The sequence below is a fragment of the Pseudomonas fulva genome (assembly GCF_023517795.1).
Lineage (GTDB): Bacteria > Pseudomonadota > Gammaproteobacteria > Pseudomonadales > Pseudomonadaceae > Aquipseudomonas > Aquipseudomonas fulva_D.
In genome coordinates this window covers 3,193,215-3,217,268 of the sequence record NZ_CP082928.1, presented here as the reverse complement: position 1 = coordinate 3,217,268, position 24,054 = coordinate 3,193,215, and the positions used below count along the sequence as shown (strand labels likewise).

Annotated in this window: 19 protein-coding genes and 1 other RNA gene; 9 read left to right on the top strand and 11 right to left on the bottom strand. The window is 55.4% G+C overall.

The features are described from left to right. The first annotated feature begins 143 nt into the window (after positions 1-143). The 3 genes from K8U54_RS14715 to K8U54_RS14705 all read left to right on the top strand — a co-directional run bounded on the left by K8U54_RS14715 (position 144) and on the right by K8U54_RS14705 (position 2,358). A complete protein-coding gene (locus tag K8U54_RS14715) occupies positions 144-419 on the top strand; it encodes a hypothetical protein (protein WP_249906512.1) in 276 nt (91 codons plus the stop codon). A gap of 106 nt (positions 420-525) precedes the next feature. Further along, positions 526-917, top strand: a transfer-messenger RNA (tmRNA) gene (gene ssrA, locus K8U54_RS14710). 184 nt (positions 918-1,101) lie between these two features. Further along, the gene (locus tag K8U54_RS14705; protein WP_249906511.1) at positions 1,102-2,358 is read left to right on the top strand and encodes an integrase domain-containing protein; all 1,257 of its coding nucleotides are present in this window, start codon (positions 1,102-1,104) and stop codon (positions 2,356-2,358) included. Positions 2,359-2,401: 43 nt separating this feature from the next. On the opposite strand, the gene K8U54_RS14700 is transcribed toward K8U54_RS14705, so the two are convergent. Genes K8U54_RS14700 through K8U54_RS14690 form a run of 3 tightly spaced genes read right to left on the bottom strand, consistent with a single transcriptional unit; the run spans position 2,402 to position 5,948 of the window. Beyond that, positions 2,402-4,261, bottom strand: a complete 1,860-nt coding sequence (locus K8U54_RS14700) for a DUF3732 domain-containing protein (RefSeq protein ID WP_249906510.1) — start codon at positions 4,259-4,261, stop codon at positions 2,402-2,404. Then, the gene (locus tag K8U54_RS14695; protein WP_249906509.1) at positions 4,258-4,737 is read right to left on the bottom strand and encodes a three component ABC system middle component; all 480 of its coding nucleotides are present in this window, start codon (positions 4,735-4,737) and stop codon (positions 4,258-4,260) included. Before K8U54_RS14695 ends, K8U54_RS14700 begins: the two co-directional genes overlap by 4 nt. Then, positions 4,734-5,948, bottom strand: coding sequence for a DUF4297 domain-containing protein (locus tag K8U54_RS14690; protein WP_249906508.1), 1,215 nt, complete (start codon positions 5,946-5,948; stop codon positions 4,734-4,736). Before K8U54_RS14690 ends, K8U54_RS14695 begins: the two co-directional genes overlap by 4 nt. Positions 5,949-6,460: 512 nt before the next feature. On the opposite strand from K8U54_RS14690, the gene K8U54_RS14685 reads away from it, so the two are divergent. The 5 genes from K8U54_RS14685 (at position 6,461) to K8U54_RS14665 (ending at position 10,161) form a co-directional block, all read left to right on the top strand. Beyond that, positions 6,461-6,790: a hypothetical protein gene (locus tag K8U54_RS14685; RefSeq protein ID WP_249906507.1), complete on the top strand. Its 330-nt coding sequence runs from the start codon at positions 6,461-6,463 to the stop codon at positions 6,788-6,790. Positions 6,791-6,880: 90 nt separating this feature from the next. Then, positions 6,881-7,849, top strand: a complete 969-nt coding sequence (locus K8U54_RS14680; protein WP_249906506.1) for a DUF932 domain-containing protein — start codon at positions 6,881-6,883, stop codon at positions 7,847-7,849. 74 nt (positions 7,850-7,923) lie between these two features. Further along, positions 7,924-8,928, top strand: coding sequence for a YqaJ viral recombinase family protein (locus K8U54_RS14675; RefSeq protein WP_249906505.1), 1,005 nt, complete (start codon positions 7,924-7,926; stop codon positions 8,926-8,928). 90 nt (positions 8,929-9,018) lie between these two features. Then, a complete protein-coding gene (locus tag K8U54_RS14670; protein ID WP_249906504.1) occupies positions 9,019-9,912 on the top strand; it encodes a hydrolase or metal-binding protein in 894 nt (297 codons plus the stop codon). A 42-nt stretch (positions 9,913-9,954) separates the two neighbouring features. Beyond that, entirely contained in the window at positions 9,955-10,161 is a 207-nt protein-coding gene (locus K8U54_RS14665; RefSeq protein WP_249906503.1) for a hypothetical protein, read from the top strand. Between the two features lie 169 nt (positions 10,162-10,330). On the opposite strand, the gene hsdR is transcribed toward K8U54_RS14665, so the two are convergent. The 7 genes from hsdR to K8U54_RS14630 all read right to left on the bottom strand — a co-directional run bounded on the left by hsdR (position 10,331) and on the right by K8U54_RS14630 (position 20,923). Further along, entirely contained in the window at positions 10,331-12,706 is a 2,376-nt protein-coding gene (gene hsdR, locus K8U54_RS14660; protein WP_249906502.1) for an EcoAI/FtnUII family type I restriction enzme subunit R, read from the bottom strand. Then, on the bottom strand, positions 12,706-14,502 hold the full coding sequence (locus tag K8U54_RS14655) for a GmrSD restriction endonuclease domain-containing protein (protein WP_249906501.1): 1,797 nt from the start codon (positions 14,500-14,502) through the stop codon (positions 12,706-12,708). The genes hsdR and K8U54_RS14655 overlap by 1 nt, the downstream gene beginning before the upstream one ends. A 13-nt stretch (positions 14,503-14,515) precedes the next feature. After that, positions 14,516-15,676 carry a restriction endonuclease subunit S gene (locus K8U54_RS14650; RefSeq protein ID WP_249906500.1) on the bottom strand — a complete coding sequence of 387 codons (1,161 nt, stop codon included), beginning with the start codon at positions 15,674-15,676 and terminating at the stop codon, positions 14,516-14,518. Further along, on the bottom strand, positions 15,673-17,121 hold the full coding sequence (locus K8U54_RS14645; RefSeq protein WP_249906499.1) for an N-6 DNA methylase: 1,449 nt from the start codon (positions 17,119-17,121) through the stop codon (positions 15,673-15,675). Before K8U54_RS14645 ends, K8U54_RS14650 begins: the two co-directional genes overlap by 4 nt. A gap of 125 nt (positions 17,122-17,246) precedes the next feature. Further along, a complete protein-coding gene (locus K8U54_RS14640; RefSeq protein ID WP_249906498.1) occupies positions 17,247-19,397 on the bottom strand; it encodes a nuclease-related domain-containing protein in 2,151 nt (716 codons plus the stop codon). Positions 19,398-19,497: 100 nt separating this feature from the next. Continuing rightward, positions 19,498-20,196, bottom strand: a complete 699-nt coding sequence (locus tag K8U54_RS14635; protein ID WP_249906497.1) for an inovirus Gp2 family protein — start codon at positions 20,194-20,196, stop codon at positions 19,498-19,500. A gap of 496 nt (positions 20,197-20,692) precedes the next feature. Further along, entirely contained in the window at positions 20,693-20,923 is a 231-nt protein-coding gene (locus K8U54_RS14630) for a helix-turn-helix transcriptional regulator (protein ID WP_131650822.1), read from the bottom strand. A gap of 434 nt (positions 20,924-21,357) precedes the next feature. Between K8U54_RS14630 and K8U54_RS14625 the strand changes: the two genes are divergently transcribed. Continuing rightward, a complete protein-coding gene (locus K8U54_RS14625) occupies positions 21,358-22,182 on the top strand; it encodes a hypothetical protein (RefSeq protein ID WP_249906496.1) in 825 nt (274 codons plus the stop codon). A 360-nt stretch (positions 22,183-22,542) separates the two neighbouring features. On the opposite strand, the gene K8U54_RS14620 is transcribed toward K8U54_RS14625, so the two are convergent. After that, positions 22,543-23,598, bottom strand: coding sequence for an acyltransferase family protein (locus K8U54_RS14620; protein ID WP_249906495.1), 1,056 nt, complete (start codon positions 23,596-23,598; stop codon positions 22,543-22,545). Positions 23,599-24,054: the final 456 nt, after the last annotated feature.

Below are 24,054 nucleotides of genomic sequence, written 5' to 3'. Positions count from 1 at the left end.
GCCACCAGAAAAACACTGAACCGTCATTGCGAAAGGCCAGTCAGCTTCACTAAGCCCAAATGATTTGGGTGGGACGCTCCCGGCTCCCCTCACCCTCGATCAGGGCGGCACCGGGAATCTATTCGTGATGAGAGGATTACCACATGAAGCGCGTATCCATGTTCGTCATTGCCGCCGTTCTGGCTGCTCCAGCCTTCGCAGCCGATGACCTGTGCACCGTCAACCTGCAGAAACTCGACAACGCCGTGGCTACCAAGGCCACCCTGCCCGAGCCGCTCAAACAGCAGGTTGCAGACGCCAAGAAGAAAGCCACCGACGCCCAGGCCGCTGGCGACCTGGAAGCCTGCGGCACCTACGCCCAGGAAGCCCTGCAGTTGCTCGACGCACCGGGTGACGACGGCAGCGGCGCCACCCGCTGACAACCCTGTCGGGCCGGCTGCACTGCCGGCCTGATTGCAGCGTGCAGCGTACGTCCGGGTCGACGCCACGAACCCTTTTGACGTACACTGCACGCCTTGCAGTTTCGGGGCCGATTAGGATTCGACGCCGGTAGCGAAGCTCGAGGTGCATGCCGACTTGGTAACAGAAGTCGTAAATCCACTGTTGCAACTTTCTATAGTTGCCAATGACGAAAACTACGAGGGCTACGCTCTCGCTGCGTAAGCGGCGCGACTAGTCCTTCTGGTAGCTTCGGCTCCAGCGATCACTAGGGGATGCCTGTAAACCCGAAGTGATTGTCATGCAGAACAGGATCGCCGCGTAGTACGTTGTGGACGAAGTGGCTAAAACTTACACAACTCGCCCAATGCACCCTGCCCGTCGGGCGGCTGAGGGTTAACTCAATAGACACGGCTAAGCATGTAGTACCGACAGTGGAGAACTGGCGGACGGGGGTTCAAATCCCCCCGGCTCCACCAAATACACATCTAAGGGCGTCCACGGACGTCCTTTTTTGTGCCTGAAACCCAGCAAATACGGGGATTTGAGCACCGTTACGATCCGATAGCGTCCAGCAGCATCTTAGGATTCGTGTATTCCACGTGGTATTCCAAACGTTCCGCTGGTAAATTTTGGAATACATAAACAGCCTTGGAATACATCATGGGTGCCCAAGCCACGCGCCTTTCAGACCTCAAAGTCAAAGCCGCCAAGCCGAAGGAGAAAGATTACACGTTGACTGATGGCAACGGCCTTCAGATGCGAGTGAGAATCAATGGCTCTAAGCTGTGGAACTTCAACTATATCCATCCCGTAACGAAGAAACGGATCAACATGGGTCTTGGCACCTTTCCCGAGGTGAGCCTGGCTCAGGCACGCAAGCGAACCGTTGAAGCTAGGGAGATTGTCGCGCAGGGATTGGATCCGAAGGAAATACGCGATGCCGAGCGCCTAGCTAAGAAAGCAGCTACGGAGCACACATTCAAAAACGTCGCGACAGCATGGTTCGAGCTCAAAAAAGACTCAGTAACTTCAGCCTATGCCGAAGATATCTGGCGCTCGCTCACGCTCCACGTTTTTCCGGATCTGGGCACTACGCCCATCTCCGCCATCACCGCACCGAAGGTTATAAACCTGCTCAGGCCTCTTGAAACCAAAGGCAGCCTGGAGACTGTTAAACGTCTGACGCAGCGGCTCAACGAGATCATGACCTACGGGGTCAACTCGGGACTAATTCACGCGAACCCGCTCAGCGGCATCCGCTCCGTTTTCAAGAAACCGAGAAAGAAAAATATGGCTGCACTGCCCCCTGATGAGCTGAGCGAGCTCATGGTGGCAATTGCCAATGCCAGCATAAAAAGAACGACCCGCTGCCTGATCGAATGGCAGCTTCACACCATGACCCGACCAGCGGAAGCAGCTACCACTCGCTGGGCAGACATCGACTTCGAAAAGCGTATCTGGACGATTCCTGCTGAGCGAATGAAGAAACGTCGCACGCACATTATCCCACTTACGGAGCAAGCTCTGGCGTTGCTGGAGGCAATCAAACCCTACAGCGGGCACCGGGAATTCGTGTTCCCTGCAGACCGCAACCCTCGCACACACTGCAACAGCCAGACCGCCAACATGGCGCTAAAGCGCATGGGTTTCGAAGGTCGTTTGGTAAGCCACGGCATGCGCTCAATGGCCAGCACCATCCTCAACGAACACGGCTGGGATCCGGAACTGATTGAGGTAGCGCTTGCCCACGTCGACAAGGACGAGGTTCGCAGCGCCTACAACCGGGCAGATTACATTGAGCGTAGGCGTCCAATGATGGTCTGGTGGAGCGAGCATATCCAGGAAGCTGCCACTGGCAATCTATCAGTGGCAGCTATCAAGGAAAACCGGGACAGAACGGTGGTATCGATTCGTTGAGAAAAAGCTGAACAAGCTTGCGTGGCACTGAACCCAGGCCGAATCATGCGTTGCTGGGTGCACGCCAGTGAAGCGGGATCAGAGCATTGTTCCCCCTGAACTCAGGCAGCACCTTCACGTTGGGCACGCTTTTGAAGAGGTCCACCGGTACGTGCTCCAGCACGATCATTTGGAACTCGGCGCTGTAGTTCTTTTTCATTCGGGTGACAAAGCTGCCCAAGAGTTCGAATGCTTGGCTGACTTTTGCCTGATCCGAGTCTTTGAGACTCACCTCGTCCATAATCTTTTCTTCTCCATAATAGGGACGACTCGGCTGATCTATGAACAAGAAGGCGGGAACGAACTTGCCACCCTTGTCAATTGCCACCTCATGTAGCGCTAGGAACATGAACAAGTGCAGGAACATGTGGTTAGAGCTGCTACCGACGTTCTCGATGAATGAGGAGTTCGGCCTCCTGAGCTGTAGTTTGCGCGCTTCGTAGTTAAATGAAGTTAGGAAACTTGCATAGTTGCCCATTGCCGCAGCTGCTTCGCTGAGCAAAGCTAATGACACATCGTTAATTTGACCTATTGTACCGTCACGTGTGCTGGCAACGTCCTCTACCTCCAGCTCACTGAGCTCACCGTTGAGCCTGGAGATTTGGCTATCGTAGTCTTCCGGCGAGTCAGTTGAGACAGCACTATAGATCTCTAACTTCGTCTCAATCCGAGTGACAAACTTCACCAACTGGATGGTGTCTTCAAAAGACTTTTGTGCTTTTGGCAGCGACTCGATGATTCGCTCTTGCTCGGCCTTCTGCTCCTTCAACTCTTCCATCATTTTGGCCACCTGCGTGTCGACAGGTTGCCGGGTCGCGGTAGCAGCTTTAAGCGCCCGAAGGTCAACGTTCAAGCTGTCGATGAGATCGTCGAAAATCTCGCCTTTAAGAAGCTGGGGGGACTGCGCCAGGAGGGTTTCCAGTGGTTTCAAGCTATCCCTGGTTACCTTAAGGGCGTCCTTATATTGCTTATGCTCGTCTGAAAACTCTCGAAGCCGGCGCATTCGTCGGTTGATTTCGAACAGCTTCGAGCGAGCATTTGAAAGACGTTTGGCGTCCTCCCCCGAGGCCTCAGGAGTCGGCACATCCTTCACGATCTCTCGAAGGAAATCGATCGTCACCTCCTTAGGTACCTTTTCGATCAGGCCATACTCAGCAGCCGCGGCTGCAAGTTTTCGTGCCTCGCTATCAAAAAGATGGCGACCGTTACCAATAGCCATTTTCTTCTTCTCAAGGCTTAAAATATCGCGCTTGATGGCATCGCGCTGTTCGCGAAGAGATATGTTCTTCAGATTGTCAATGCCTAGACCAAGATCCAGAACTCGGGGGAGCGCTACTCGATATCGGTCTTCCTGCTGATGGTCGAAATAGGCGGCAGTGTTGGTGATGATGTCTTCCGAGATCGTGTTGAACATTAGAAAGTACCGAAACGAAACTTGTGTTCCGTATCGTACGCCTCGCCCTCCGTAGAGTATTACACTGCTGTCAAGACTGAATTCGCTTTGTAAAATTGCCTTGATATCATCGCTGGTAGCATTTGAGAACGGCTTGACTGGTAAGTCTCCGACGCTAGAGAAGTAGAGTTGATCGGAGACCGTTTGGGCAGAAGGACTCTTTCGAGCAATAGCCAACTCTTTATCGTTGATATAAAACTTTATGCCGTACCAAGCAACCGTATCATTGATGACGTCGTGGGGGATCTTGTGGGCGCTTGAAAGCAAGCAGTAATCAATTATGTGGAGAAGGGAAGTCTTGCCTCGGTTACTGCGACCACTCAGAACATTGATATGGCCGCGCTCGAAGTTGACGTCTCTCGTCTCGCCAGCGTGAGACCATAGACGGATAGTGTCGATTCCAAATTTCACAATTCTATCCTAAGATTCAGATAAAGCTCCTCTTCTGAAGACGCCAGCAGGTTGGCGATCTCAGACGAAGCTTTTTGTATGAGCAGTGCCCGCTTACCGAACTCAGCGACACATTCAAACTTGGCCGATTGAGTCAAGCAGGAATCGAAATTCACATGACCTAACTCATGAAGCAATTGAATCGCATTGATCGAGTGCGCAAGACTGGCGTGATAACGGCGATTGAAATTGAGAATAAAGTCTGGCCGGATCGCTACGAGCGAGGCGATCTCTCGCGATCGGATCCTTTCACTTGCCAGGAATTTGGTAGTTTCGCTGTGCATCACGATCGGCATAATGAGCAGCGCCTTGGCCAGAGTCAGAGTCTGGGTGTGATTGAGCACACATCCTATTGCGACGGCGGCAATCCCAGCATTGTTGTATCCACTCCAGGCCAGGGGTACGGGTGCTAAAGACTCTACGGTTTCAACGCTCATAATGTCTTCCAGTCACGGTGCCAGCCGATGATGTTCTGGTCTGAAAGGAGGTAGAGCTCTCCATTTGAATTTTCAGTGCTCAATTCATCATCGCCAAGCCTGAATTTTTCCTCCCGCATGTTATCCACGATCTCTTGTGCTTTGCCGTTAACACCGGACTCGGGGCACCTCCGGAAGGCCTTGCGGTGCTTATTGCTCCAGCGGAGCGTGACGTCTTTATGCAAGTCATTCACTTCATCAGATACAACCTCACCACCTTGAACCCATACTTCTAGGCTACGCGCCAAGCGCACTTTGTGGGTGGAAAACTGAGTGATGAGTTCGTCGTCGGTGTCGCAGATGTCTTCGATTGCGACAAGCTGCTTGATGAACCGTTGACTCGGCATATCCTCTGGGAGCGGCGGCTCAAAATTGAGCCTGCTGAGGCGCTTTTTTGTCGATTGTGAGATAACTCGTCTGTACCTTGTCCTGAAATCTGCGAAACTAATGGTCGTAAGCTTTCCGGCCACGATAGAAATATAGTTATCATCTTTAATCAGAGTACATAGTCGACCATAAACACTGTCAATGTCTTCTGGCACGACAAATTTTTCCTCCAAGGTATCTTTAATCTTCCGAATGATTTCGGACTCTGCAAGTTCAAAAAAAACTCTTTTGAAGAACTCTCGGAATACCCCCTCATCGAGCTTCAGCACAAGGTTTATGTAGCCTTTTATGGATTCGTCAGTTGATGATTCGGCCAGCTCCTTCATCCGATCAAGAATTGAGGCGAGGTTTTCCGGGCTGGGATACTCTGTGTACGCACCCAGTCGTTTCAAAAATTCGTTGGACTTGCTTATGCTTTTGTTTGAGACGAGATGAAACTCTGTCCGCTTCACGAAGTTGAGCTGGTCATCCGTCTCACTCCGTTTGTCCTTGGGGTCAGTTATGATGCGAACCCAGTTATGAAGCGTCTTCCAGAGGTCGGAGTCTAATTCTCGGAGAGCGATAGGTGTCCCATCAGCCTGTTTTTGAACGGTGTGTTTTACTTGGAAAAGCAACTGTACGTCATTGTCCAGATCGCTGTGGACATCGTCTTTTATCTCAAGGCCAATAGACTGACCTTTTTTCATATTCAAGAGGCGATAGAGGAAGTAATAGAACTGATAGTCGAAACCTGCCCCTGTGCCTGGCGCAGCCGCTTCCTCCATGAATGTCTTTTCTGTAGCCATCCCTTCCTCTCTACGCGCAGGAATAATTGTCCGCCAAGGTGTGCAATGACCATCCACTGACGCTACTCGAGGATGATGAAGCCATAGGCAAAATTCCTGCGCAACTATTTAGCCATCACGCCAGCTTAACTGTTTGCATATACAGCACCTGATTTCTACGGATTAGCCGTTGGCAGCTAGATATTCCGCGTCAGCTCCGGAGTTTTAGGGAGGGGCGGCTTCTGGACCTCAGCTACTTCAAAATTAGCGACGCCACTAAAGGGCACTATTCTAAGAATCGCCGCAAATGCATGTGAACGGGGTGCGTTTGGTGAAGCGGCAAGGGCTGGCTCCATACGCCACTCGCCACATCAGCTCGGAGAGAGCCTGGTAGGCTTGATCGAAGAAGCCCCTGGTCAAAATGCTGAGGCTGCCGGCATTCAGGGAACAGTTGGCAGGACGCTTACATTCGATTCAAAAAAATCTCAGTCCTACATCACCGCAATGACACCAGCACCAAGGAGGTTTTCCCCATGTCATTGCTGTGCCCTCGCTGTCACTCCCCCAAAGTCGCTTCCTTCCATCACGCTATGAAAATCGGCGCCGCCATAGGCACCGTAGGCGGTGCTGCGCGCGGCATCAGTGCAGCCCTCGCTGGCGGTCAGGCTGGTGCACTCATCGGTGCCGTTGCCGGCCCATTAGGCATCACCCTAGGCTCCGTATCGGGCGCCATCCTCGGCGGCCTGGCCGGCGGGGTTGGCGGCTGTGCGCTGGGCGCTCAGCTCGGCGAGTCGCTCGACCGCCACGTCCTGGCCCACAACCTCTGTCTGCTCTGCGGTCATCGCTTCAACCTGCCGACCTGATCGGCGCCCCCCTTCTCATTTCTATCGTCCGGATGGCGCTGCGCCTGGCGCAGCGCTTTATGCCGGCGCGCATCCAAAGGAATCGTTCTCATGGCTCATCTCATCGAAACCATGGCTTACGCCGACGCTACCCCTTGGCACGGTCTGGGCAACAACCTGCCGCAAAAACAACCTATCGAGGTCTGGCAGCGTGAAGCCGGCATGGACTGGCAGATATTGGAAAGCCCCGTTCATTTCAAATCGGACGCCATCGCCCATCTCGGTACGATTCACTCCTTCCCCGAGCAGAAGGTGCTCTACCGCTCGGACAACAAAGCCCCACTGTCGGTGGTCTCCAAGCGGTATCACACCGTGCAGCCTCGGGAAGTATTGGAGTTCTACCGCGATCTGACCGAGGTCTCCGGCTACGAGCTGGAAACCGCTGGCGTACTCAAGGGCGGTCGCAAGTTCTGGGCGCTTGCACGCACCGGGCAAGGCACGGCGATCAAGGGTAACGACCAGGTCAACGGCTACCTGCTGTTGGCTACGTCATGCGACGGCACCTTGGCCACCACCGCAACGCCGACCACTGTTCGCGTGGTGTGCAACAACACCCTGACCATCGCCCTGGACGGCACCAGCCGAGCGATCAAGGTGCCGCACAACACTCGCTTCGATCCGAATCTGGTGAAGAAGCAGCTCGGTATAGCCGTCTCGCAATGGGACGACTTCATGTACCGCATGCGCCATCTGGCTGAGCGCAAGGTGCAGTGGCATGAAGCGATGGGCTTTTTCATGAACGTCATGTGCGAAGTGAGCCCGACCGGCCAGCTACCCGAACAGCTGCCCAACGAACGTGCTCTGCGCAAAGTCCAGGAGCTGTATGAAGGGCGTGGCCGAGGTAGCCAGCTTGAGTCGGCACACGGCACCGCCTGGGGTTTGCTCAATGCCGTAACTGAGTATGTCGATCACGAACGACGAGCACGCAGCACCGAATACCGGTTGGACTCGGCCTGGTTCGGTCAGGGCGCGCAGATCAAGCAACGTGCTCTGGATGCGGCTCTACAGCTCGCCGCCTAAGGCCTTCTCTTTCAATCGTATCGCCCGATCAGCTTCGCGCTGATCGGGCTTTTTTACGCCTGCAAGGTGACGCAATGACAGCAACCTCATTGAACCGCAACACCAGCAAACCCCGCTCAGCCCTACGCCTGATCAGTACCAAGGAACTGCCCCGAGAAGAGTGGCTGGAGGTGCGCAAACGCGGCATCGGCAGCTCGGATGCCGCTGCGGCCGTTGGCCTGAACCCATACAAGTCGCAGCTGGAGCTGTGGCTGGAGAAGACCGGGCGGGACACCGGGCTGCCGAAAACCGACCCCGATGATGAAGAAAGCGCGATGTACTGGGGCAACGTTCTTGAGCCGATTGTGGCCTGGCATTACAGCAAGCGCACCGGCAACAAAGTTCGCCGCATCAACGCGGTGCTGCAGCATCCGGACCCTGAGTTCTCCTGGATGCTGGCCAACATTGATCGCGAGGTCATCGGCGCCGACGATGTGCAAATTCTCGAATGCAAGACAGCCGGCATAAACGGGGCACGCCTCTGGAAAGAAGGCGTACCCGAATATGTGCAGTTGCAGGTGATGCACCAGCTCGCCGTGACTGGCAAGCAAGCGGCAGATGTTGCGGTTGTGCTCGGTGGTCAGCACTTGGAGATCCATCGCATCGAGCGCGACGAAGCGATGATCGCCCGCCTAATCGAACTGGAGCGTACGTTCTGGACATACGTCGAGACCGACACGCCGCCACCCGCGGATGGGACGGCCTCGGCTGAAACGGCACTGCGCTGCCTGTATCCCGAAGACGACGGGCAGACGGTGGACTTCAGGGACAACCCGGCACTTACCGCAGCTTACGTCGAGCTCAAGGCTCTGCGTCAGTTCATTGATAAAAAGCATGCACGCGAAGCTCAGCTCAAGCAGATGCTGCAACAAGCGATGGGCGAGGCCACACGCGCGGAGTTCACCAACGGCTACGTCAGTTGGCGCAAAGCCAAGGACAGCATTGGCTTCGATGTGGCTCGACTGCTCCGAGACAGGCCTCACCTGCGCGACAGGTACTCGCTCCTCAAGCCCGGTGCCCGGCGCTTTCTGATCGGCTGAATCGCACTCTCCCACCCTTTCTCCCCTTCGGTCAGTCCATGCAGTACGCGCTGCGTGGCTGGCCTTTTTTCGTTTCACAGGAGAACCACCATGCTTAAAGGTCTAGCTATCACGCCGCCAGTACTCGGGCGGATTTCCATCGGCAAGGTTATCGAGAGAAACGGTAAACGCCTGCCGGAAAAGGATGATCAGTTCACCATTACTTCCCAGGTGCAGAGCCGCGATGGCTGGCTGGCGCATCCTCTTAATGATGAGCTGCGCCAAGGCAAGGACGACAAGCTGCGCAGCATTCCGGTGCGCCTGCTGTTCAACGAACCAGAACTGAATTTTCGTGCGGACTACACGTTGTTTGATCGCCAGTCCGGTCGCCCGATCTGCATCGGCGATGGCGAGACCTGCAAGCGAGTCACCCAGGACGGTATGCAATCGCTGCCCTGCCCTTCGCCGGATGCCTGCTCGCTGGCTAAGGGCGGAGCCTGCAAGCCATATGGCCGACTGAACGTGGTGATCGGCGATGAGGATCTGCTGGGCAGCTTTGTGTTCCGCACCACTGGCTTCAACAGCATCCGCACCCTCGCCGCTCGCCTTCACTACTTTCAGGCCATTTCCGGCAACCGCCTGGCCTGCCTGCCACTTGAATTGCGGCTGCGTGGCAAGTCCACCCGCCAAAGCCACGGCACGCCGATCTTCTACACCGATCTGACGGTGCGTAGCGGCATGGTCATGACCGAGGCACTGCGCTTAGCAGGCGAGCTGGATGAACAGCGGCAGGCGGCGGGTTTCGATCAAGCCGCACTGGACGAAGCAGCACGGCGTGGCTTGGGCAATGGTGCCTTCGAGGACAGTGAGGAGGATGTCGGGGGCATTGTCGAGGAGTTCTTCGCCAGCCCGGATCTGGCGTCCGACAGTCAGTGCGATACGGCATCGCCTGCGCCCAACTCGCTGGCCGGCAAGCTGGAAGTGCTCGCCACAAAAACCCACTAACTCTGTGCCTGCCCACTCCGGGCAGGCCTTCGGAGACTCGGCATGACACTACTGAGATTTTTGCTGTGCCTGCTGACCTTTATCGGCGCGCTGGCTGCAGCATGTACGATAGTTATCATCGTTCTACTGATGCTGCGCTTTCCACCACTGCTGGTCGCCGTAGTCTTGGCCTGCTGGATCCTTTGCAGACTAATAAAAGCCTTCCGCAGCAAGGTCCAGAAAGAAGCCAGCAGTATTGCACTGCAGTAATCTGGCCACATCCATAAGCAAGGCTGCAACGGCTGGCTAATCGCGCCGACGTCATAGGAAAGTTAAGCAAAGAGGGAGGCAGTAACCTCCCTCTTAGCTTCACGCGTTTTTCTTTTGACCAAAACCTGGTGCAAGCGCTGCCTAATCAGCCGCGAGTCATGCGCGCAGCTCAGCCCTGATAAAGGTACTGCTGAAAGCCCACAAACGCTTTCCGTATGCTATCGGGCGTCCCAAGGTCAGCAAACGCATCCGCAATCGCGTTGTTGTACTTGAGCTTCAAGAGTGGCCCCAGCTTAACTTCGTCGAGCTCATCCACGCCGGCGCTGACGTAGTGGGCCAGCACAAAAGTCAAAAAGGCCTGCTGCTTGTCGCCAAACTCTTTGCTGACCACAACCTTCGCCCGCTCAGCCCGCTGCTCACGGGTAAGCGGGGTGTCGGCATAGGCAACAAAGGCCAGCACATCGAAGATGTCGCTGTTCTCAGCGTCGATAATCCGCTGCATTTCGGCAAGCTGATCCTTCCCGAACCCTTTTTCCGCGAGTCCGTCCAGCAACTTGCGCCGGGTGTCCGGAGCGCTCCACAGGACTCGCAACTCATCTTCGTCCTTGAAGAATTCAGGCAACTTACCGAATAGGGCCTCCATGAACTGCGTGGCGGACATTGGGGTGCCATCCGGATGCCAGAAACTGGTCGCAGTCATGAATTGAATCTGGCGCTCCTTGCCATCCCCGAGCTTCACCTTCGCCTTTTTCTTGCAGGTACAGGGTCGGTTGCCGCATTTCTGGCAGGGCTCCTTCGGGCATGTACAGGGCTGATTTCCGCAGATTGCACAGGGCTTAGGAGACGTCTTCTCACAGGCGCAAGGTGTATTGCCGCATTTTTTACAGGCTTCCGGCTCTATCGGCTCGCCATCCCACTCCGGATCACTGAAGTGGTGGTGAGCCTTAACGAAGTCATAGATCGTGAAGTAGTCCTTGCCATCGTAAAGCCGGGTGCCGCGCCCGATGATTTGCTTGAACTCAATAATCGAATTCACCGGCCGCATGAGCACGATGTTGCGGACGTTACGCGCATCCACGCCGGTAGAAAGTTTCTGAGAGGTGGTCAGAATGGTCGGGATGGTCTTTTCGTTGTCCTGGAAGTCGCGCAGCCATTGTTCGCCCAGCGCACCATCATGCGCAGTCACTCGCTGGCAGTAGTTTGGGTCGGCGCTCTTCTTGATCTGGTTGATCAAGTCGCGCACGGCCAGCGCATGGGTTTGCGTGGCACAAAAGACGATGGTTTTTTCTTTCTGGTCGATCTCGTTCATGAAGATCTCGACGCGCTTCTTCTCGCGCTCCTTGATCTCGATGATCTTGTTGAAATCCTTCTCTTCGTAGCGCTTGCCGGCCTCGATCTCACCCTCCACCACGGTGTCGTCCGAGGTGAATACATAGTCATCCAGCGTGGTGGCGATCTGTTTCAGACGGAAGGGTGTAAGGAAACCATCGTTGATGCCATCTTTGAGCGAATAGATGAACACCGGCTCACCGAAGTAGGCATAGGTGTCGGCGTTGTCCTTTCGCTTCGGCGTAGCGGTCAGGCCCAACTGCACGGCGGGCGAGAAGTATTCGAGGATGCCGCGCCAGTTGCTTTCATCGTTAGCACCACCCCGGTGGCACTCGTCGATGATGATGAAATCGAAGAAGTCCGGCGGGTACTCGCCAAAGTACGGCGTATCACCCTGACCACTCACGAAGGTCTGGAAAATCGTGAAGAAAATGCTGCCGTTCTTCGGCACCTTGCCTTTCTTCTTGATCTCGTCGGGAGCGATGCGAACGAGTGCATCTTCGGGGAAGGCTGAAAAAGCGTTGTAAGCCTGGTCAGCGAGAATATTGCGGTCGGCAAGGAACAGAATGCGCGGCCGGCGGGACGGCTCAGCCTCAGACTTCCAATCAGTCAAATTCCACCGGCTCTGGAACAACTTCCACGCCAGTTGGAAAGCAATGAAGGTTTTGCCAGTCCCGGTTGCCAGTGTCAGCAGGATGCGCTCTTGCCCCTCAGCCAGCGCAGCAAGCACCCGCTCGATAGCAATGTCCTGATAGTAGCGGCCTTGCCAGTAGCCGCCCTTATCTTCAAAGGGCACGGCGGCAAAACGGTCACGCCATGCGTTCTCGGCAGCAAAGGTGGCGTGCCATAACTCTTCAGGCGAAGGGAAGGACTCAAGCTCGCCTTCCATGCCCGTGTGCATATCGATGCTGTAGATACCCTGACCATTGCTGGCGTAGGTAAAGCGAATCGAGAGCTTGCCCGCGTAGTCCTTTGCCTGCCCAACACCCTCAGTCAACAGCTTCTGCCAGGCCTTGGCCTCCACCACCGCCAGCTTAGTATTCCGATACTCCAGCACATAGTCAGCGGTCAGTGCCTTGCCCCGCTTGCCATTGCCCTCGATGCGGCCCAGGGTGATCGGGTACTCACGGCGAATGCGGCTACCTTCAACAACGCCCCAGCCAGCCGCAGCAAGCGCGGGGTCAATGTACTCGGCTCTGGTTTCGGCTTCGTTCATCACAACACCTCAAACCAAGCCTTAATCTTCAACGCCATCAGCTTCCTGCGCTCTTCCAGAAACGCGTTGAAGTCTTTGATCTCACCGTCGAGCATGGCTTCAGGAATGCAGTTCATGCGCAGGTTTTCACGCATGATCGCTTCGTCGGTGATGCCGCCATACTTCACGGCACCGCCTTTGCACTGCTCGGCTAACTCCCTGAAATAGAGCTCAGGCGCCGTGGAGCTGATCGTAATATTGATCTCGCTCTGGGCCACCACATAGTTGGCAATCTGGTTGTAGGTGCTAGCACTGAGGCCCTTGCCCTTCAGGTGCTGGCGCGGATAGACGTGATGGATGTCCGAACGATTCAGCAGCAGATCGGTCACGGTGATGTTGGTCGAAAGGAAACCCTTGTCGCCGAGCTTACCTTGTGCAGCCTTGTAGCAGAGAAAGTAGGGGCTTTTGATTGACGACGTAGCCATGAATTGCGGCAGCATCCCGGTCCAGAAACTTTCTGGCAGTTCGGCAGGGATTACCGTATCCACTACAGCCTTCACGCCCCGGCTCTCGATCTGCCGTATGTCGTAATCGAAGGTTGACTCGGGCGAGCCGCTGTAACGTCCGCGCAGCACAGACATGGCGAACCAGCGCCGCACCAGTTGCTCCAGCTCGGCAGCAGGTACGCCCTCTTTGCGACCGCGCAGATACAGGATGTAGGCGAAGTTCACCGCATTCTGGCTGCTGATCATGTCGCTGGTGATGAAGCCGGCAGAGCGCAGGATCATCGTGATGCGCTTGAAATGGGTCTCGTTGATGAAGGCATGGATGCCATCCTTCAACTTGGCGAACGACTGTTCGGCAATGGCTTCTTCAAACTGCTTGGTCTCGAAATTCCGCCCCGAGAGCAAGGCCACCAGATCCTGCAGTTTGCCGCGCCCGAACTCCGAGGTGAAAGCCACGCGCAGCATGTCGGTGTAGGTGGGATCGTAGATGTCGTCATTCACATCGCAGATCCACTTCATCTTTCCGTAGAACTCCGAGCCCACGAAGGCAGTGTCGCCTTTCTCAATCTTGGCCTTGAAGTCTGGTGCCACCGCCAGATGGCAGAAGTAGTCGATGGCTTTGCGCAGCACGTTGCCGCCATAGCTTTCGTTCACCGCAATCTTCGACATTGCAAAGTCAGCTTGTGAGAGCTGGGCGCCCGCCGAATTCACCCGGATGAAGATCTCCGTGACCGTTTCGATGTCCAGGTCTTCCGCCAGTTCGATAATGCCCACGTGGTTATGCACGATGCCACGCAGCCGTTCGATCACCTTGAAGACCACATCTTGCGAGCAACCCGAGTTGGCTGCGCAGTACTCGCTCACCAGCTGGAACACGCTCGTCGTCGGGTTGAACACCGCCGCCACATCCGGCAACCACGCTACGTCTTTACGGATCGCCGGGTTGCTTACCTCAAAACTCTCGGTCTGAGGATTAAACGCGATGCGGATTTGAACGGTTTCATAATCCTCAGTCAGCACTTCAACACCGAGCAGCGATGCCATGAGCGCCGTGACTCGCTGCTGTCCGTCGATCAGGATGCGCTTTCCAGCAGACGTAGTGCCGTCCTTGAGCTTCACCGACGGATTGCGCCAGGCGATCAGATAACCCACCGGATAGCCTTGGTAAAGCGAATCAAGCAGGTTGCGCACCCGTGTCGCCTCCCAAACGAAAGGCCGCTGAATTTCCGGGATCGCAATCTCACCGGACTTCACCCAGGTCAACAGGGTTTCAATCGGATGCGGGGTAACGGAGTAACGCTGGGTGGCCATCTGGAAAGTCCTTTTATAGATTGCCGCTGAAAGCCTGATGCAGCAGGGATTGCTTTAGCTCGTCCAGCGCGGTGAGCTTACGCATATAGAGAGATTCAAGATGACGAGACTCATCCTGTAGCGCTTTGAGTTGCACGGCAAGCTGCTGTTGAATTGCAATTGGAGGAAGCAGTATCTTCAAATCGAGTTGTTTTGTTATGCCGATGTACGCACGAGTCGAACCGGCTCCGGATACATGCTCAATCTGGTTTCTGAATTTAGGGCTGTGGAAATAAAAATACAGATAGTGATTTGAAATTTCTGACTTTTTCAGCACCCGGTAATAGGTAACTTGCGGCGTTAGCATTACAAACTCTTGGTCTGTTTCAAGAATAGCGACTCTCCCAATGGTTCCTTTGTGGGAAAGAAGCACATCTTGATCGACTGAGAAGCCAATTCGAAGCGATCGAGCTTGCTGCTCGGAAATGAATCGGCACCCCTTTGTATCAACACGCCCGCCTAAAAGATCTGCAGCCATAAGAAACGGTATACCAACCTCGACATAGTCGGCTTTTGTGGGATGAATCTCCCCGTGATTACCGTCTTGGGGTTTTGCAATCACTCCATCCCGGACCAACTGACCAACCGTTACCTCCATCCAGCCCTCACCCCGCTGACTGAAGACGGACTGGAGGTGGCTTTCGAAGAAGGCGCGGGCATTTTGGCGGTTTTGCTCAGCGGCGGCGCGGGCCATGGCAATGCCGGCAAAGGCTTCGTCGAGAATGGCGACGATGCGTTGTTGCTCAGGGAGCCGAGGGGTAGCCACGTCAATCGCATAGACTTCATTGCGATTGATCCCTGGCTTCACTCCTTTAGCTAATTTCGGCAGCTCTAGATGGCTCAGTAGGTGGTAAAGAAACTGCAAATCAAAACGTGTTTCATCGAATGTCACGAAGTAGGTGACATCCAGTGGCCAGAAGCGGGCTTCAGTCAGGTTTACCTCGCCTGCCGAGCCTTTTCTTCCGACGATGATGCTGGGCTTGTCGTAGAAGAAGGTATCGCTCCGGTCTTTCTCTCCGTTGGCACCATAAACCGGGTACAAGCCATCGGACTTTCTCTGCGAAGCATCGAGTGGCTTTCCGTACTCCAGCTGAATAATTTCGCCAAGCGGCTTTGTTTCCCACCCCGCCTTCATAGGATCGCCCTGATGTTCGCCAGCACCTCGGCGCTCTCAGCATCTAGCGCAGCGATCTCACCCATGATGTCCTGCGGGCTGCGGTGGGTGATTGCATCGCCGCCGTTTGGGCTCTTAACCGACAGGTCGTAGCTCGCAGCGTTGATGCTGGCGACGTCCAGGCTCCAGCTCTTGTCCGACTCGGCCAAGGTTTTCTGCAGCTCGATGAATTCCAGCAAGTCCGCATCGTTGAGCGGGTTGGTCTTGCCCAGGCTGCGGCCGGGGTCGAGCTGGTAGTACCAGATTTTGCGAGTGGGCGCGCCTTTCTCGAAGAACAACACTACGGTCTTCACACCCGCCCCCTGGAAGGTGCCTCTGGGGCAATCGAGAATCGTGTGCAGATTGCAGGTTTCTAGCAGGAGCTTTCTCAAGCTGGCAGCGTCACCATTGCTGAGGAAGGTGTTTTTGATGACGATTGCCGCGCGCCCGCCAGCCTTGAGCATCTTGATGAAGTGCTGCAGAAACAGGAAGGCGGTTTCGCCGGTGCGGATCGGGAAGTTCTGCTGGACTTCGGGCCGTTCTTTGCCACCAAAGGGCGGGTTGGCGAGGATCACATCGAAGCGGTCTTTCTCCTGCACATCGGCGAGGTTTTCGGTCAGGGTGTTGGTGTGCTGGATATTGGGCGCTTCGATGCCGTGCAGGATCATGTTCATGATCGCGATCACATAGGCGAGGCTTTTCTTTTCCTTGCCGTAGAAGGTACGCGTCTGCAGGGTTTCGAGGTCTTTCGTGCTCAGATTGGGAGTGGCACGGAGGAAGTCGTGCGCCTCGCACAGGAAGCCAGCCGAGCCACAAGCGCCATCGTAGATGCGCTCACCAATCTTCGGTGCAGTCACTTGGATCATGGCGCGGATCAGTGGGCGCGGGGTGTAGTACTCACCTCCGTTGCGCCCGGCGTTGCCCATGCGTTTGATTTTTTCTTCATAGAGCGCCGAAAGCTCATGCTTCTCGACCTGCGAGCCAAAGCGCAGCTCATCGACATGATCGATGATGTCGCGCAGCGTGTAGCCACTGCGGATCTTGTTTTTGATCTCACCGAAGATCTCGCCGATTTTGTATTCGATGGTGTCCGGCCCAGCTGCGCGCTGTTTGAAGCCATGCAGATAGGGGAAGAGCTTGCGATTTACAAAATCGATCAGATCATCGCCAGTCAGCGAGCTGTTGTGATCCAGCTGGCCATTCGCATCCTTAGGCGCGGCCCAAGTACTCCAGCGGTAGGCCGGATCCAAAATGTAGTAGTAGTACTTACCCTCAAGCAGGGCCTCGCCGGCCTTTTCCTGCTCCAGCCCATCGAGATACTTGAGAAAAAGCAGCCAGGAGGTTTGCTCGGTGTAGTCTAGCTCGGTGGTACAGCCGCTCTCTTTCCAGAGGGCATCGTCGATATTCTTGAAGGCTTGTTCAAACATTAACTGTCAGCATCCTGGCAATGTTGCGCGGGGCAAAGCCGGTAATCTACCCGCTATCGGCTTGGCATCAAAAATTTGCTACTCCTGAACGCACCTCGTACGTCCTTTCGAGCCCCGTCTTGGCGTCAGCAGAGGCCTAGCCACAGCTCATCGGACTCAACAACCGCGACAAATCGCCCAGCAGTAAAGCCGTCAAGGAACAATGAGTCCCGACTCACCTCGTCAAGCTGATCTATGGGCCTGAGGAGCTGCTTCTCATCACGCAGAACGACCTCCAGTGCCTCTCGGGATACCACCCTGAATCCATCGACTGACCGCCCATCGAGCTCAATGGAGGTATCGACAATCCAGGAACGCATATCCGCCTCAGGCTCTTGGCCGTAATAGCCCAACCTGGCGCGCAACTCTTGATCAGCAACTAGCGCACTTCGAACAGCGGTCTGTTTGCGGCGTAACTGCCAGGCCGCCTTACGCAACGTGTTGGTGCGATGCAACCAGACCTCATGCCTAGTCGAACGGATATACCCCGACTTGACCTCCAAGAGCAGCAGTACGCCATCCATGTGGCAGATCAGATCCACCTCGCCGGCATCGTCATCGCCTGTCACAGCCGGCCGATACCCCACCTCAACGGCAAAGCCTCGCTGCCGAAGACTCTCGGCCAACGCCAGCTCCACTCGTTGCGTCTCTGCCTGCGCATCCGCTCTACGGGCATTCACGCGCCGCAAGTTATTGATGGCTGCCGTCAGGTTGTTTTGCTGCGCACCAACCCAAGGGAACTGAAAGCTATAGCGTCCGATTTTGTAGAAGGGCTGCTCATAAAGCCTCGGCGCTGGCATCCCCGGCTGCAGTTTCAATTGCTGAGATAGCGCCTTGAAGTCGCTGGTCCAGAACGTGAGGATTGCCTTGGCCGAGCTGGCGCAGCCTTTCGGGTGTTCGTCACAGACAGTCCAGCCAGTGATCCTGCGGATCTTTTCTGGCTCTTCGGACCAGGTCATCGGGAACCGGTTTTCACCGGAAAGCATGCCATTCATGGCTAGCCGCCCCAGTGCCTGAGCAAGCACACCGGATTCGCGCAAGTAACGCTGGAATGGCTGGATAAACTCTTTCTGAAAGAAAACCGAACTTAGCTCGCTCGCCAGCAGCAAGTGGTGAAGCTGGATCTGGGAGCCATCACTGAGCGAGAGCCGGTCACCCAAGCCGTAGATTTGCTGCAGCTGCAGCTTGCTGCGAACCGCCTTGATAAAGGCCAGCTGGTTCAGCTCATGGTTCTCAGGTGAACCGATGAGTTGTTCAGCCATGCCGGAGAGAGCGAAGGCATGCACGGCGCGATTCATCCAATAGTGCCAAAGCAAATCATTCTTACGCCCGGTGCGCCGCCACCGCTCTGTTCCCGCCTCCGACTGGTTGTAGATAACCGGCTCACCGGGTTTTAGCTGGTAACGGCATTCAGAGTTGAAGCAGAACCAGTCAATCGAACCCTCATAGTCGATCCGCTCTTGGGTTGCTGCAATCAGAACAGCTAACCATTCGAGGTTTTCACGACACCGGACTGCATCCGTGGCGGACGACTCAGGAAAAATAATCGGCGACAAATGCCGCTTCAACGACTGCCCGAGCCGGGACTCGGTCAGGCAAAAGTCCTCTTCCGGGCAAGCCTCGAGTTTCCTCAAGATGATGCGGTTGTAGACCTGCCACTGTCGACCGGAACGATCATCGGAACCGTCTTCAGAAAACTCCTGATAGGCCAGCACACTGAGGTAGGAGAACAGCTCCACCAGCGATAAGTGCTCAAGCTGATTATCAGAGCGGGCTATCAGCTCATCAAAAGGCTTGAGCTGATCTAGTAAACGGTCGCAGACACCGAAGAAGACATGCCACTCATCCCCGCCGAGAGCCGCCCTGAGCGCAAGCCAAAGCGGCGACTCCGTACGCTCAAACAGCTTCGAGTAACGGATTGCCCACCTGAGGGTTTCTGGGTTATGGCTAGCGATGTGCAGCAGTAGATCAGCTCTGACTGCATTATCGAAATGCAGCACCCGGCTAAGGGCGAGGCTGGCAAGTTCGGATTGAGCAACCGCATCCATATCAAGCCAAAACAATGCCGACGCAAGACCTTGCGCACGCTCAAGTGCTGACAGGTTCTTACCCGCCGGGCGCTGGTCGAGGAAATGATGCAAGCTTTCATCAAGAGCACGGCCCTTGCTGAGTTCTGGCTGATTCCGTTCATATACCGACTGATAATGCTGTCGGCAGCGCTCTCCTTTTTCCGTCACTCCAAAGCGCCCTCATCATCCGTAGATTCCTGGCCTGAGCCTAAACCATCAGCTGGCCAGGATTCCACAAGCACGGTGTTAGAGCGCAGTCACTAGTCAATTAGCCATTGCTGGTGCCGAATGATCGCTGACGATCCCCGTAGGACTTCGTAGCAACCTTGCACAGATAGCTGGCTCGGTAGAACAGCTCGTGCAGCTCATCGACCTCATCACGACGGATCTCACGATCGATTCGGTATTCAGCATCCTTCGGGATATGCACAAGTCCTCTCACCTGGTCGACCGATAGCCGTAGCGCGCCTACCCAGGAGTCCTCTAAGCGGCTGATCATATTCACCCGATCTGAACCCAGACGCCCAATTGTGTAATAGGCATCGCGGTTCAACAGGATCAACAGGTGATAGTGCTGCCGGCCTCCCTGACCGACCTCCCGGGACCAGACGTACCGTACTTTGCAGCCACGCGAATAGCCACGCTCAGCCACCCGCTCCTGGTGATACTGGATCTTCTTCGTAAACGATTCGAAGAATCGGCTGATGACTTGGTTCGTATAGGCGTAGTCGGGCAGCTCGACACCCTGAGGCAAACGGAGATCCACTCTGAAGGCCAAGAGCCTCGGATATTCAGCCAAAGCCAGCTCGATGGTGTGCTTGAGATCGGACAGGTACTCACGAATGAAAGGCCCCTTGTCACGCATCAAGCGGAAGCCCGCAAAGGTGTTGTCGTAGTGCAGATGGAGATTGGTATTGGCAGGATGACGGAGCAGGTAGCGCTGAGTGGTATCGGTATCGTTGAGCATGGTTATGACCTCTCGTTGGTTGAGTTTCATAACCTGTGTCAGCTGTGTACTTTTTAACCGTTACCTTTCCTCGACCGACACTTGGTTGACCTATCCGCATGCGTTGTGCTGCCAGCCACTTCAAGTGGTAGCTCAGTATCCGACTCCTTGTGCATGGGATCTGGTCAGTGATGCTTTCCACTGCTGGGTTAGGTGGGAACCCTTCGGGTAGTAATAGCTAGTAAAAGCATACTACCCACACCGCAGCTGACCGCTCCGACTGGCTCGGGAAAATCCACCCCGATTACCAAGCCACAGCGACTGTTTTTGCTGAAACCGTATTCCGGAAAAAAACCAGATCGAAAGCCCATGGTGGACCGATGCCTAGCCAGAGCCTGCCGGATCGATGCGGAGCAACATCGAGCCGGCTTCCTGGCGAGTGCCGAGCAGCCTGAAGAAGCCACCCGGCATAAGCGCCATGACCAGCCGTAGCCAGTCATGGCGCAGATACTCAGATCTAACTGGCCACACTCAGATGGCCGGTGGAGCGCGTCGCAGCACCCTCTGCCAGGTCACGCTCCTCGATCCTAGCCAAGATCCAGTCGTGCACCTCGCTGTCGACCCAACCGACGCAACGGTCGCCCAGTGAAACCGGTTTCGGAAAGGTGCCCTCCCCGATGTGCTTGTAGATGGTCGACCGCGCCAAACCGGTCGAATCGATGACCTCTTTCAAACGGATGATTCGCATGAGCAGGCTCCTCTGTATGTGGCTCAGAGGATCTGCAGAGGCGATTAGAAAAAACCTGGCTACCCCATCCAGGACGGAACGCATCGGCGATTCACCTTGGCCTATGCCAGCACCTTGAGCTTCCCAAAATTGCGTTTGGCCTTATTGCAGTGGCAGCTCCGAATACATGGCCATTGACCATTGCCAAGGGTCCGCAGCCAGTTCGTGTAGGTACGTGTTGAAATTCAAGGTTGCCGCGACTAATGAAGGGGCTCCGTGCAACGGTTAGTGCCTGGATGGCATGGCGCCCCTAAAAAGGCCATAAACCCCTTAAAAACAGGGAAGCAGGCATGATTTTCAACATCTATACATCGGCTATAAAACATCTATAAAGCACGATAGATATTCGCTTTAATACGTCTATAATCCATCCATAAATACTCTTGGAGATTGAAATGGGCAGAGTAGAAACGGAACTCATTCGCACCATGAAGATGACCGTGAGGGAGATCGCCTGGCTATGGAATGCACTGGCTAATGATGGAGTTGAATTTGACGAGTGCCAGCTCAATAGCCAGGTCATGCGTAAGCAGATAGCTGAGCACCTCACCCCAAAGCTCGTAGCGGCCCTTGAGCACGCCAAAGACACTCAGTTTCTAGCCGACTATGACTTTCGATGGGTTGCGAAGGATGGGCGACAGCCGGCCTGGCTAGTACGGAAAACCCTGCAAGCTATAGGTGAAAGACAACTCCCACAGCCACTCGCGACATTGCCGATCCGGCAGCAAGTGATTGCAGTCTTCGATCTCTGGAACGCCCGCTTAAGCGACAAGAAAACGGCTGTGAGCGACCTTGAATATGCGTGGCGTGAGCACCTACAGCACGACAAGCTCTTCACTTGGTTCAAGGGAGTGGACGAGGAATCAAAATGCTCAATGGCTTGGGACTGGATGGAGAAGCACCAGCCTCAACTAACCCGGAGCGCTCCCCCTTTCACAAGCCATAGCGAGCTACTGGATTTTTTTGACCGCTGTGATGCGACCCTAGGCGAAAGAGAGCTCTACGTTGCCAAAATCAAGCGATGGTGGGGCACCCGAAAGACGCGCGAAAACTCGCCCAACAAGAAGCAATACAACTTTGTACTCGCCAACGATGTCAACACCACCCTCGACAGACTTGCTCAAGGGCATAAGCTTTCTAGGACGAAAATCCTTGAGCGGCTCATTCTCAACGAAGCCGAGACCGGCCTGCACCTCGGACTGGTTCTCCGGAAGCTTTAGATCGAATGACGGTATTCCAAACGGTATTCCAAAGCGAAAATTAACCGATTATTTTTCAATAAAATCATGCATTTAAATTAACTGTTCAGATTACCCCGGCCCACCAAACCAGAACCCCTGATTTCCTAGCGGAAGTCAGGGGTTTTTCTTTGGGTGTCGGAAAGGCGCCAGACTGAACATCAGCTGCCCACCTGTAGTTTGCAAACCGCCCGCAGGGCTGCCAGTGATCCTGCCCCACAGTGGAGGCTTTAACAACTGCGCGAGTTAACGGTCAGATCTGCCAATCCGGTACTCGGGCGGGCTAGGAACCCCGTAGCGCGCATCCTTACCGCCGGCCGTTAACCCTTGTGGCCAGTTGCCTCAGGTGGTGGCCTTCTGTCGCGGAGGCGCATGATTGACTCGCGTTTTGCCGCCGAAGAAGGCCACGCTGAGAAACTGCAGCGGGCCGATCCGCTCCAGCACCAGCTTGAACGCCACCGGCAGCAGCAGCCCCAGCGCCATGCTGCCGGTGAAGACCAGCCACTGCCCCTCGACCTGCAGCTTATTCAGCACGATGCGCGCACCCGCCGTGCCGAAGACGTGGAACAGGTAAATCTCGAAGGAGAAGTAACCCAGCCAGGCCAGCGGCATGAAGTAGAAGCGCCGGGCGATCAGCAGGCTGATAGCCGCCAGGCCCAGCGCCGTGCCGACCAGGGCCAGGTTGGCATCGTCGAGGTCAAGCAGCGCGAACAGATAGGCCTGGTCGATCCCCACCAGAATCACCAGCGCCGCGGCCATGGTGACGACACTGCTGCGAGTGATCAGTTGCGCGCTGAAGCGATAGAGGCCCAGGCCCAGCAGAAAGAATGGCAACAGCTCCACCGCCCGGTCGAAGCTGAACAGGTTCGGGAAACCCTCCGACACGAAGGACGCCGCCAGGGCCACCGCGAACACCAGACCGTAGTTGCGCAGGCTTAACAGCAGGCCAGCCTTCTCCAGCAAGGAGATCACCATGAAGATGCAGAAGATCGCCTGCAGGAACCAGAAATGCGCGTAGCTGAAGAAGTAGATGCTGAAGATCTCGCTCAGCTGCGGCTTGTCGTTGGTGTTGGGCACGATCATCTGCATGACGAAGAACAGCGTCGAGACCGTCAACAGCGGTATGCCCACACGTTTGAACTTGCCTCTGTAAAAGCGCGATAGATCACTGCCGGTGCTCACCGGGCGCAGTGCATAAACGTAGCCGGAAATGGCAGTGAACAGCGGCATGCGGATGTAAACGAGGGAGTCGTAGAGGTAGCGCAGCACGGAGTCGTCAGGCACCTTCATGCCCAGGTCGGACGAACTGCCGATGACATGGCCCGCCACCATGAGAAACAGCGCCAGTCCGCGAATGGTCTCTATTCGCAGATCCTTTTCAGGCGTGGTGTTGGTCATGCTGAGTCCTCTGTACTAGCTAAGCGAGACAGCGTTTCCACAGAGATGGGAACGGATGCTGGCGGATCAGACCATCTGAGCCCGGTGAGCTTCGACAGTTCATCAGCCGCCTTGCGGTCGCGCCGCTAAAGAGGACCGATTTTTCAATAATCCAAGCGAGAGCTTCTGACCCACGTGGCGATGAGGAAAAGCCATGGCAAATACCCTAGTGCCATCACCACCCTCCGGCATACTGATGGCTCGCAGGATATTGCGGCCGATCCTCCCGGCACGCTTCAGCTACCAGGCGACCTGCCACTGCACCACCCGCCAGGGCAGCGCACGCAGCGCATCCATGGACATATTCATTACCGTGCTGCTAGCCGCAGCAGCTCTCACCTCCCCGGCCTAGACACGTTCAACACGCCGCGTTGAAACTAATCACCACTAGACGATACAACATAACATTACTATATT

Coding starts and splice junctions, on each gene's coding strand:
- K8U54_RS14715 (WP_249906512.1), top strand. CDS start 144: ATGAAGCGCGTATCCATGTTCGTCATTGCCGCCGTTCTGGCTGCTCCA.
- K8U54_RS14705 (WP_249906511.1), top strand. CDS start 1,102: ATGGGTGCCCAAGCCACGCGCCTTTCAGACCTCAAAGTCAAAGCCGCC.
- K8U54_RS14695 (WP_249906509.1), bottom strand. CDS start 4,737: ATGAGCGTTGAAACCGTAGAGTCTTTAGCACCCGTACCCCTGGCCTGG.
- K8U54_RS14690 (WP_249906508.1), bottom strand. CDS start 5,948: ATGGCTACAGAAAAGACATTCATGGAGGAAGCGGCTGCGCCAGGCACA.
- K8U54_RS14685 (WP_249906507.1), top strand. CDS start 6,461: ATGTCATTGCTGTGCCCTCGCTGTCACTCCCCCAAAGTCGCTTCCTTC.
- K8U54_RS14680 (WP_249906506.1), top strand. CDS start 6,881: ATGGCTCATCTCATCGAAACCATGGCTTACGCCGACGCTACCCCTTGG.
- K8U54_RS14675 (WP_249906505.1), top strand. CDS start 7,924: ATGACAGCAACCTCATTGAACCGCAACACCAGCAAACCCCGCTCAGCC.
- K8U54_RS14670 (WP_249906504.1), top strand. CDS start 9,019: ATGCTTAAAGGTCTAGCTATCACGCCGCCAGTACTCGGGCGGATTTCC.
- K8U54_RS14665 (WP_249906503.1), top strand. CDS start 9,955: ATGACACTACTGAGATTTTTGCTGTGCCTGCTGACCTTTATCGGCGCG.
- hsdR (WP_249906502.1), bottom strand. CDS start 12,706: ATGAACGAAGCCGAAACCAGAGCCGAGTACATTGACCCCGCGCTTGCT.
- K8U54_RS14655 (WP_249906501.1), bottom strand. CDS start 14,502: ATGGCCACCCAGCGTTACTCCGTTACCCCGCATCCGATTGAAACCCTG.
- K8U54_RS14650 (WP_249906500.1), bottom strand. CDS start 15,676: ATGAAGGCGGGGTGGGAAACAAAGCCGCTTGGCGAAATTATTCAGCTG.
- K8U54_RS14645 (WP_249906499.1), bottom strand. CDS start 17,121: ATGTTTGAACAAGCCTTCAAGAATATCGACGATGCCCTCTGGAAAGAG.
- K8U54_RS14635 (WP_249906497.1), bottom strand. CDS start 20,196: ATGCTCAACGATACCGATACCACTCAGCGCTACCTGCTCCGTCATCCT.
- K8U54_RS14630 (WP_131650822.1), bottom strand. CDS start 20,923: ATGCGAATCATCCGTTTGAAAGAGGTCATCGATTCGACCGGTTTGGCG.
- K8U54_RS14625 (WP_249906496.1), top strand. CDS start 21,358: ATGGGCAGAGTAGAAACGGAACTCATTCGCACCATGAAGATGACCGTG.
- K8U54_RS14620 (WP_249906495.1), bottom strand. CDS start 23,598: ATGACCAACACCACGCCTGAAAAGGATCTGCGAATAGAGACCATTCGC.